The following is an 11,057-nucleotide window of genomic DNA, read 5'->3' on the forward strand; positions in this document are numbered from 1 at the left end:
ATTTGTTGTAATGACGCGAAGCGCAATGCTCGCGTCCTGCGTTGCCTGATGGGTGACCGTGGCGCCTCGGCAACCGTCTGCGTCGGATGGCGGATCGACTTGTCCGTCTCGCGGCTGTGTGGTTTCCTCCATCACCATAGGGTTCAGGTCTCTCGCGCCGCCATGACGTTGATGCAGCCACCCCAAACCATCTTTGCTCTGCCAATAGGCCTGTCGAGGTTGCACACGGTCGAAGTGGTGTGGTCTTACAGGGGTGCTTGCTGCAGGATCCCTCGACGCTACGATCACGGGCGTCGGCTGCCACCCAGTGGACGCATGCCGGTCTACGTCAGCGCCGAAGAGGCCGGTTGAGCATGCCTCCGGGATTGGTGGCCGGCATGTTCGTGTGCGTTGACAGGAGTCGCGACGGCATCGGGAAGCTCATCGCGGTGAGCGATGGAGCGGCGGAGGTTGAGTACTTCGCGTCGCCTGCTGGACCCGCTCTGCACTCCGAGAGGGTCCCTTCTGCGCGTGTCCGCCCCGTCGAGCTCTCGGTTCAGACGCGTGTCTATTGGTTCGACGAGGAGCGCGGTACGTGGCGCATGGGGCGTGTGACCGGGGCACCGGTGAGCGCCGCGGCGCTACGCAAGCGGGAGGAACACTACCCCGTTCGCTTCCCTAACGACAGCGATGTCCTCGTGCCTCGGTCGCAGCTCTACCTGCGGTGGTCCCGACCGATCAACGATCCCCTCGATTACCTGGCCGCGCGCATCACGGACACGCCTCTCTTCTACGACGGACGCGCCCGGCTTGTCCGTCACCTCGCATCGCAGCGCGCGGCTTTCGGCGGGCTCATGGGCATCGCGTCCGCCGCCGTAGAGTTACTCGAGCACCAGATCACGACGGTTCGCCGCATCCTCGCGGATCCGGTCCAACGCTACCTCTTGGCTGACGAGGTCGGACTCGGCAAGACCATCCAGGCGTGCGCGCTCGTTCGCCAGCACGTCATCGAACGTCCGGACGACGCGAAGGTACTGATAATCGTGCCGCGGCATTTAGTGAGTCAGTGGCGGGCCGAGCTCGCGGAGAAATTCTTCCTGTCAGAGGACGACGCCCGGATCTCCGTCATCGCGGAAGAGTTGCTGTTGGACCAATCTCGCGATGTCATCGGAACCACCATGATCGTCGTTGACGAAGCACATCGCTGCGCCGTTCGCGCGTTTTCCTCTCACGCTCGCGAGCGGGCGGACTACGATGCGCTCCGCCATCTCGTACGGCATGTGCCGCGCGTGCTGCTTCTTTCGGGCACGCCGGTACTCGACCATGAGGACGGCTTCCTGGCGATGTTGCACCTGCTCGATCCCGATGCATATCCGCTAGAGGATCGGAGCGCGTTCAGGTTGCGTGTCCAGGGGCGCCAGACAGTCGCAGAGGCGCTCGCGGATTTGGGCGATGAGGCCAGCGATCTCTTCGTTGAGGATGCGCTGGATCAGCTGGAGAAGCTCTTCGTAGACGATCCGCGGCTTCTCCAGCTATGTGGCGAGGTTCGACGCCATCTCGTCGCGAGCATCTCCAACGGCGGTCGGGCACGCGCGCTGCAAACGTTGCGCACACACGTTACGGAGACCTACCGCCTGCACCGGCGATTGCTCCGAACACGCCGGGATGATCCTCGCATCAGGGACCACCTACCGCAGCGCAGAGGTGTCACCCAGATCGACGGCCAAGATCAGGCACGCAACGAGGCATTCGATTTCGTAGAGACCTGGCGACTCGCGCTGCCGTCAGCGCACGATGCGGGCGATTGTCGGCCCGAGCAATCACAGCTGCTCGCCGTATGGGTGGAGGCGGCGCTCTCTCATCCCAGGGTGCTCCTTCGCTGCATCGATGCGCGCCTCGCGCTACGCGCCCGAAATCGCCCGCCGCCACTCTCGATGCGCCGGCTCGAGGTGCTCAGCGCTCCGTGGGCTTTCGCCGACGAAGAGGCTCTGCTCCGTGAGCGGAGGCGCCTCATTGCAGACTGCACTGGGGACGACGCGAGGGTCTCAAGGCTGGCCTCGTGGATGCACGATAACCCAGCGATCCGCAAGGTCATCGTGTTCGTCGACGACGTCGAGGTCGCGGAGCAGGTCTCGAGAAGCCTCGGCGCGATGCTTGGAGCCGCTGCAGTCCTGCGCCAACACACGACGGGGGCAGGGAGCTCGTTCTGTGAGGAGTCAACCGTCCGCGTTCTTGTCTGCGATGCAAGCGCGGAGGAGGGGTTGAACCTCCAGCGCGTTGGCGCCGCCGTCGTACACTATGATCTGCCGCTCGAGCCCACCCGCATTGAGCAGCGGATCGGCCGCGTGGATCGGATCGCAGCCCACGGACGGCTGCGCAATGTGATCTTCTCATCCACGTACCCATACGAGCGGGAGTGGGTCGCATACCTGTCCGAGTCTGTGCGGATCTTCCACCGCTCCGTGGCTCCGCTCCAGTATGTCCTCCTTGACTCCTCGGCTCGCATGCGTGACCGCTTCGTTGCCGACGGGCCAGCAGCGATCGACGCGGAGGCTGCGCGCCTGCGCGATCCGGGCGCCGGTGTCGACGCCGAGCTCCGCCGTATCCGACAGCAGGAGCTGATCGATTCCTTCGAAATCGATCCCGACGTCCATCGCGTTTTCTTCGAGACGCTGCAGCGCGTCGACGAAGCCGTCGACACAGAGGGACGACAGGCGTTCGACGAGTGGATGGTCCGCTGCCTTCAGTTCAACGTGCGCTCCGACGGGGATGAGAATCCGATACGGTACGCCTACTCCCTGCACCGACCCACGTTGCTGCCGTTGCTCGAGGTGCTGGATCGGTTCGATCGCTGTCTCGATCGAGAGGCGGGCGGTACGCGCTCTCGCAGCGAGGTGCCTCTGAAACCATGCACGTTCGTGCGAGCCGTGGCCCAGGACGAGGGCGTCGGGCTGATGCGGATCGGACATCCGCTCGTCGACGCGACGGAGTCGCTCGTGCGCGCTGACGATCGGGGAGCGGCGTTCGCGATGTGGCGTCACGTGCCCGGCTGGAGCGGCGCGCCGGCGCTGTTCTTCCGTTTCGATTTCGTCGTCGAGGCCGATGTCTCACTCGCTAGGGCCGTCCTCGCAGGGACCGACTCGGCGCCCGAGGCGCTCCGGCGGCGCGCCGACGAAACGTTCCCCGTGGAGTACCGTTCGATATGGCTCGACGTCATGCTCGCCGAGGTGCGAGACCCGCGCGTGCTCGACCACCTCGAGCGCCCGTACCAGGCGCTCACGAAGGGTGGGAGGGACCTCAACCTGCGCCCCGACCGGTGGAGCGCAGTTGATGCCGCGGTACCCGTCACTGACTGGGGAGAGCTCTGCGTGCGCGCTCGGACCGCCGCGGAGCGGGCGCTGCGTGGGACGCCAGGCTTCGTGGAGCGCTGCCAGACCGCGGCGGCGCGCGTGCGGGTCGCGGGGGTCGCGGTGGAGGATCAACTGCACAGCCGGATCGCCCGGCTCTCCGGTGCCGCGCGCGCCTCCGAAGAGGCCGCCATCGAGCTCGAGCGCCAACTCATCAGGGCGCTCGCAGCAGGCGTCACTACGCCGTTGGTGCGGCTCGACGCGGTCGGTGCCGTGTATCTTGCATCGTCTGTCCTACATCTGGAAGCGCCATGATATCGCCCTTCCGCGCGCTGCAGCAACTCGTCCTCTCCGAACACTCGGAGGCCGCTGTCGTGTCCGACGATTCGCTCCTGTGCCGGCTGGCCGGCGCGCTCGCAACGCTACGAGCCGATCCGGGCGCCGTTGGTGATGCTGACATCGCCGGTCTGATCCGCCAGGGCATCCTTCGATGCAGCTTGACGGCGGAGCCGGTGCCCGACCTGCGTGTTCCGCGTGGAGCAGGCTGGCCTAGCGAGGCGACGTGGGCGCGGTTTGGGTGCGAGGCGACCCCCGTGAACAGGACGCACACGTTCGTACGTGCTCGCGCGTGGACACCTGGGTGGCTCGATCGCGGCGCCGCGTCCGTCGTGGAGGCGGCGCTGCGCGAGGTGCCGCGGCGCCGCGTCCGCCAGGTGCCCTCGGATCCGCGTGTCGCCGCGCTGACCGGGTATACGACGTATGCGTCGCCGGGGCAGCGCGAGGCTGTCCGTGCGGCGTTCCTCATGCCCGCGGGCTCCACGCTGGTGGCGAACCTCCCGACGGGCGCCGGAAAGACGCTTGCCTTCCAGTTGCCAGCGCTCACCTGGGCCTCCCAGGGCGGTCTCACGCTCGTCGTCGTGCCTACGGTCGCCCTCGCCCTGGACCAAGCGGAACGCTTCGGCGCGCTGCTCGAACGGCGTCCAGCGGACGCGGGGGGGGCGTTCTGTTATCATGGCGGCCTCGACCAAGAGACCAAAGCTGCCATCCGCGCCGGTGTGCGAACGGGTTCGCTGCCCATCCTGTTCACCTCCCCCGAAGCTGCGCTCGGCGCGCTCCGCGCACCGCTCTTCGAAGCTGCGAGGCGCGGGCGGCTGCGGTACATCGTCGTCGACGAGGTGCACATGGTAGCCCAGTGGGGCCAGCAGTTCCGCCCGGAGTTCCAGAGCCTGGCTGGGCTTCGAGATGCCCTGCTCTCCGTCTCTCCTTTCGAGTTCCGGCCCCGTACGCTCCTGCTCACCGCTACGCTGACAACCGAGACCTTCGCAACGCTGGACCTGCTATTCGGTCGCGGCAAGATGCACATGATTTCGGAGGCGGCGCTCCGGCCCGAGCCGGGATTCCTGCTGAGCATGGCCTCGAGCGAGGTCGAGCGGGAGGAGCGAGTACTGGAGGCCGTCCGGCACTTGCCGCGCCCCCTCATCCTTTACTCGACCCTGCGCAAACACGCCGAGCGCTGGTTCAAGCTGCTCAAGGACGCCGGCTTCCGTCGCGTGCAACTCGTGCGCGGCGGCGATCTCGACGGCGACGCGGGGGAACGGATCCTCCGCGAGTGGCGGAAGCGCGGGGTGGATATCATCGTGGCGACGTCGGCCTTCGGGCTCGGGATCGATCAGACGGACGTGCGCTCCATCGTCCACGCCTGCCTGCCCGAGACAATCGATCGCTACTACCAGGAGGTAGGACGGGCCGGCCGTGACGGGAACGCATCGGTCGCGCTCCTGGTGAGCAGTCCCCGAGACGATGCCACTGCGAAAAGCATCGCCGAGGAGAAGCTCCTCAGTGTCGAACGAGCGTTCGAGCGTTGGGAGAGCATGTGGGCGCCCCGACGCCACATGGGCGACGAGGTCTACGTCCTCTCGCTGGATGCATTGCCGTCGGGCATCGATAGCGCGAGCGACTACAACGCATCATGGAACCTCCGCACTTTAGTCCTCATGGCACACGCCGGCCTACTCGAGTTCGCGGCGCACGAACTGCCCGCACTCGAACGGGCGGAGGACGAGGACGACCATGCCTTCGAGCGTAGGCGGAACGAGGCCATCCAGCGATTCCGCCGCGAGATCGCCGTGCGGCTCCGCGACGTCCGCCACTCGGACCAGGCCCATTGGGACACCGCGGTCGCGGGTGTTCGCGCCGCTCTACGTCGCGCCGACCAGAGAAGCTACCAGGCTGTCGCGGAGCTGCGTTCGTTGACCCGACCGCTCAACGACGTGTTCCGCGATGCCTACACGCTCGCGGACCTGGGCGTTATCCCACCTCGCCTACGGGGCAGCTGTCCGGTGACGCGGAGCGCCGGGATCGTCCATTACGTGTCCGCCGATCCGGAGGTGACGTCGATGCGCCCGACCGTGGCTTCCATCTCACCGTCCCTATCGAGGGCGCTTGATCCATGCTGCGATCACGCTGGCCGATGTTGGATTTTTTATGACCCGCCGGACGGCACGCGCGCCGAACGCAAATGGCATGGGCAGGTGAGAGCTCTCCTCCGACACCTCATCATCGGCGGCATCATCGAACTGGCACTGCCTGGAGATATGGTCGACGACGACACATGGGATCAGCTCGTCGACTACTCGCCGCTCCGCTTCCTGTTGCGCGTGTCCCCTGCATCCTCGGACTACGACCCGCATGCTCCGGAACTGCCCGTCCCACGCCTGACCGTGGTCGGAGCGCGCGGCGCCAACGTCACATCCATCGCTGCCTCGATGCAGATTCATCGCCCGATCCACATCCTCGTCCTGCCGCGCCACGCGCGCGATCCACGACACCCTACACGGGCGCTTCTCGATGTTGAGCGACACCTCGATTGGAACGATCTTCTCGCGAGGATCGAAATATGAGCATCCTGAATCGCACCAACGATGGTCTGTTGAGCGTTCTCGTCGCGCTGAGGCGCGCACTCGTCGCTTACGGTCCACAGCCCGAGGACCGCCTCCTCGCCCTCTGCGCCCCGGCATCGGTCGCCGGCCCGCGGCCCAAGATGGCCCGTAAGACGCTGCTCCGCTGGAAGCAACTCGGTCTCTTCGAGGAGCACGACGGACGTGTCCACCTGTGCTCCTCAGTCGCCGCGCTAGATGCGGACGACATCGACCGATTTCGCGCTTCCTTGCTCCACATTGTGCTCACGCCCAAAAATAATCCGGAATTCATGGGAGCGGGCAACGGCGAATACAACGAGGAGCAGTCCTTGGCCTCCGACTTCACGCGCGCCGCGGCGTGGATTCTCGCGCAAGACATCTACACGATGGAGCCAAACTGGAAAGCGGCCGAGGCTCTCCAGAACGAGCAGGGCGTCACGCCGCGCCCCATCATAAACGACACCCGATGGGATGGATTGGCCGATTGGGCTCCATTCTTGGGCCTCGCGTCGCCCGGGCAGCGGCTCGTGTTCGACCCGGCGTTTGCCGTGCGCAACGTGCTCGACGATGTCTTCGCCGGCGACCGCGCGCTAGGACAGGAGGTGTTTCTCACCCGCCTGGCGCAAGCGCTGCCAGTAGTCGACGGCGGGCGGTACCGAGTGGCCCTGGAGGCGCGCATCGAGCATCCCTGGCGCGCGTTCGCGGCTCACGAGCTCTCGCCGAGCCTCACCGCGGCCCTCCTTAACTGCGATGCTGCAGGCGTGATTCGCCTCGAGACGCGCTCCGACGCTCCCACGCGAGTGCTGCTCGGCCGGCGCGGGACCGAGCTCAACCGTTTCAGCCACGTCGTGCGGATGGAGGGAGCATGACTCCCACGAACGAGCTGCTCCGCTTCTGGCCGCGCCGTGACGACGTCGTCGCTTGCGTGAAGACCGACGCCGAGGCATCGAGCACGGCGGTGTCCCTCGCGGTCCATCAGACCATGCACTTCCAGCGTCGCGTCATTGGTGGCCAGGCGGGGAGCGGCGGCGAGTGCGACGAGCACGAACTATTGCGCGCGTTCCTCGACGATGACCTCCCGGACGGCCGCATGATCGTGCCCATCGTCGGCAGCTCGGGAGTGGGTAAGTCGCACGTGATCCGCTGGCTCGACGTGCAGGTCCAGTCGAGCCCCGGCGCCGACCGTCGCGTCGTCATTCGGATCCCGAAAGGCATGAGCCTGCGCGGAGTGCTCGGCCTCCTGCTCAACGAGCTCCGCTCACCGGCGTACGAGCGGTACCGCCGCGAGCTCGAGCGTGCGCAGCAGGAGCTCGATGCGGTCGAGGCCGCCGGCCTCCTTTGCGAGATGCTGGCCCACACGATCGAGGAGATGGGCGAGAAGGCGCGTCTGCGACTCCTTGAAGATCCGACCGACGCCGGGGCCAAGAAGTGCGTCGCGTACTGCGGGCGCGACATGCTCCCGACCCTCCTGCGCAATCAGTTCTTGCGCGAGCGGCACTTCGTACGCACGGCGGCCGGAGACGACGGTGTTGTAAAGAAGCTCGTCGAGCAGCTAACCGTGGGGCGCGAGGCGGGCCGCGACGACGATCGAAAGCATCTCTTCACGCCCGACGATCTCGACTTCAAGCACCTCCCCGACACCGGCATGCTCGGACGGCATGAGCAGAGGGCTTTGACACAGCTGGACCGCGACGACCGGCGTTCCGATGCAACTCGGATTCTGAACCTCGCGCTCGACGACGCCAAGCAGCGCTTGCTGCGCCTCGATCCCACGGTCTCCGACCTCTTCGACGCTGTCCGGCGCGATCTCCTCCGCGAGAAGAAGGAGCTCGTCCTCCTCGTGGAGGACTTCGCGACGCTCTCCGGCCTGCAGAAGCAGTTGCTCCAGGTGGTGATCAAGGAGGCGGTGCGGGACGGCCGTCAGGAGCTGTGCACGATACGCACAGCACTCGCGTACACGACCGGCTACATGGACACGGACACGGTGCTCACCCGCGCCAACGTGGAATACCGGATCCTCGATGAACCCGGCACCGAGGAGCAAATCCTAGCACGAATCGAGCGCCTGGTTGGCGCATACCTGAATGCGGCCCGGCTCGGACAGCAGACGATCCAGCGCGACTACGACGCGCGACAATCAGATCAGGGTAACTCGCGCGACTGGATTCCGCGCTTCCTGGCGAACGTCGAGCCGGAGACGCGCATGACGGTGAACGCGTTCGGAAGCTCGCCGGACGGTTACGAGCTCTTTCCATTGAATCGTGAGGCCATCCGTCAGCTCGCACACGAAGGTTGCGTGAAAGACGGACGCGTGGTCCACAACCCCCGCTACGTCATCCAGAACATCCTGAACAAAGTACTCGGCCAGCGCGAACTCTTCGAGCGTGGCGAGTTTCCGCCAGCGAGCTTCGGAGCGCCGACGACACGCGTAAGTGGCAACGTGACGCAGTACATCGAGCGCCACGTCGAGCAAGACCAGTTCGACCGTTGCCTGCGCTGCCTCGCGTACTGGGGCGGGCTTCCGACGTCCGTCGCGCATCTGGCGAAGATCGAGCCGCGCGTCCTCACGGCCTTCAACCTGGATTCCAAAGCACTCGAGGTCGATCGCAAGCCCGTAGTCGTCGAGCCACGCCGTCGCGGATCGGAGGCGCCTCTGCCGCCCCCGCCGCCCCCGCCGCCCCCGCCGCCGCTGCGGACGCAATCGCAGGAGGACCGCCTCGTCGCTCACTGGGACACGCTCCTCGAGAAGTGGCGCAGTGGCACCTTCCTCTCGCAGGAGGACGCGAACGAGCTGCGCAAGTGGGTCTTCGCCGCTGTGAGCGGTGCCGTCGAATGGAACTGGGTCCAGTTCCGGCCGCTCAAGATTACGGCCGACAGCCGGCACGAACTGCTCTTCCTTCCGCGCTCGGGCGGAGGCGAGGGGCGGACCGCGGAGGACGCGATGGCGGCCGTGTGCACCGAGCAGGACCTCGCCTCCGAGGGCTCGAGCGCCCGCATCAAAGGGGCTCTCATGGCAATCATTCGCCATCATCGCGTGTACAAGGGCAGCTGGGACTACGACGGTGCCGAGGAAGATCTCGCCAGGTACGGCGCGCTCGTCAGCAAGCTGGTGCCCCGCGTGCGCGCGGCCCTCCGCGAGCGCTATTTCAAGGTCGCCTGGGACCCCGCGCCGGTGCTCGTGCAAGGTCTCCTGATCAGCACGCGCGCGCTCGGCATCGAGGGCGCCGACAAGGACGATCCGGTGTCCCTGCTGAATGCGCTTTTCGCGCCCGCTCCGGATGGTGCGGAGCCCGGAGCCGCGCCGCAGGCGCGCGACGCTTCTCCGACCGAATGGGAAGAGCTCCAGGTGACGCTTGCGCGCTACCGCCAGCCGAGCGGTGACGATACGCACGCCAGGAGCTCGTGGATCCAGCACCTACTCGATTTGGTGGGGTCTCGCCAGGGAAACGGCGACACGGTATATGCTGTCGACGTTCTTCGTCTCAAGCCTCTCCTGGAAGACACCCTTCGGCACTGGACGTTGACGGCCACGCTCCCGAAGAGCGACGGCGGCGTTCCCGAGTTTCCGCCGCTGAGGATCGCGTATACTGAGATCCGGCGCTTGTCGAGCTCGATTCCCAAGGAGCAACGGAACCTCGCCGAGTGGCGACAGCGCACCGTCGGATGGCTCGGAGCCGACTTCGACAAGGACGACCTCGTCCGCACTATGAAAGAGACCATCGAAGCAGCGCGCGCCGCCGGTCTGGCGAAGGATGTGGATACGAAGGGTCTGCTCCGACAGGTGGAATCCTTTCGCCAGGCGAAGGTCAAGGCCGCGCTCGACGATGCCGGCAGACTCGACGACGTGACACCGCGCGGCGTAGTGCTCGCGATCCTCAGCCGGGGCTACGGCCCGACCATGCGGCTATGCGACGGCTTGCGCGCCGAATTTGAAACCTTCGAGCGATCGGCAGTCGCCGATATCGCGGACAGTGAGGCGAGGTACGGGACCGATCCGGTCGCCGAGGCAGTATCCGCGGTCCGGTCCGAGCTCGAGACGGCAGAGCAGCTGCTCCGGAGACTGAGCGATGACGTTGCTTGAACGCTGTCGGACGCTGCACCGGCGCATCGAGGAGCACGAGCAGTTGAAGTCGGCAGACAAGACCGCCGAGAAGTTCCGTGAACGCGCGCAGGACATTAGCGCGGCGTGCACAGCGCTCTCGTCTGCGCTCGATAAGATCGATGTGCTCCGGTCCGGGGGAACAACGCTGGGTCCGAAGGAAGCGGAGCCGCTGCGCCACCTCCCCGATCCGAAGAAGGCGCTCGCGAACCTTGCGAACCTCCGCGGGAAGCTCGATACGAACCCGAGATCCTTCAACGAGGGCAAGGAGTACGCGAATTTCAAGCGGGCCTTTGAGAAGGTGGCCAGCGATACGGCTGCGGTGGTCGACAAGGTCATCAAGGAGATCGAGAGCGGCATTCCCTCGGTCGATGAGGCATTCCTAAAGCACGTCGAGCGCATCCCATCCTACAAGGTGAGGGTCAGCGAGATCCGCGCCAAGCGCGACGAGTTGCTCCGGGGCATCGATCTCAGAGCGGCGAAGAGCACCCAGATCGAGCAGTTCCTCGCGCGGCGCGCCGCCCTGCGCACGCTCACCGACGGACTCGACCCCAAAGAGTTCCCGAAGGCGGTGCTCGACTTCTACAAGGCGGCGCGCCAGGCGAACGGAGCACCGCTCGGCTGCCTCACCGAGGAGGTACGCACCTGGCTGGAAGAAGGCGGCCAGCTCGGGCACGTTCGTCTGATCATCGTCGACTAACCGGATCGCTCGAA

5 protein-coding genes are annotated in these 11,057 nt (G+C 66.1%); all 5 read left to right on the plus strand.

Annotated features, from left to right (window positions below; translation table 11 throughout):
• Nucleotides 1-377 precede the first annotated feature (377 nt).
• The 5 genes from dpdE to WMF27_RS41355 are packed head-to-tail and all read left to right on the plus strand — an operon-like array spanning nt 378 to nt 11,043.
• Entirely contained in the window at nt 378-3,641 is a 3,264-nt protein-coding gene (gene dpdE / locus WMF27_RS41335) for a protein DpdE (RefSeq protein WP_437763396.1), read from the plus strand.
• Nucleotides 3,638-6,226 (plus strand): protein DpdF, encoded by a 2,589-nt coding sequence (gene dpdF / locus WMF27_RS41340; RefSeq protein WP_437763395.1) that lies wholly within the window; start codon nt 3,638-3,640, stop codon nt 6,224-6,226. The genes dpdE and dpdF overlap by 4 nt, the downstream gene beginning before the upstream one ends.
• Nucleotides 6,223-7,113, plus strand: a complete 891-nt coding sequence (gene dpdG, locus WMF27_RS41345; RefSeq protein WP_437763394.1) for a protein DpdG — start codon at nt 6,223-6,225, stop codon at nt 7,111-7,113. The genes dpdF and dpdG overlap by 4 nt, the downstream gene beginning before the upstream one ends.
• Nucleotides 7,110-10,325, plus strand: coding sequence for a protein DpdH (gene dpdH / locus WMF27_RS41350; RefSeq protein WP_437763393.1), 3,216 nt, complete (start codon nt 7,110-7,112; stop codon nt 10,323-10,325). Before dpdG ends, dpdH begins: the two co-directional genes overlap by 4 nt.
• Nucleotides 10,312-11,043 carry a hypothetical protein gene (locus WMF27_RS41355; RefSeq protein WP_437763392.1) on the plus strand — a complete coding sequence of 244 codons (732 nt, stop codon included), beginning with the start codon at nt 10,312-10,314 and terminating at the stop codon, nt 11,041-11,043. Before dpdH ends, WMF27_RS41355 begins: the two co-directional genes overlap by 14 nt.
• The last annotated feature ends 14 nt before the right edge of the window (nt 11,044-11,057 follow it).

Source organism: Sorangium sp. So ce281, from assembly GCF_051527395.1.
In the GTDB taxonomy this organism is placed as follows: Bacteria; Myxococcota_A; Polyangia; order Polyangiales; family Polyangiaceae; genus Sorangium; species Sorangium cellulosum_B.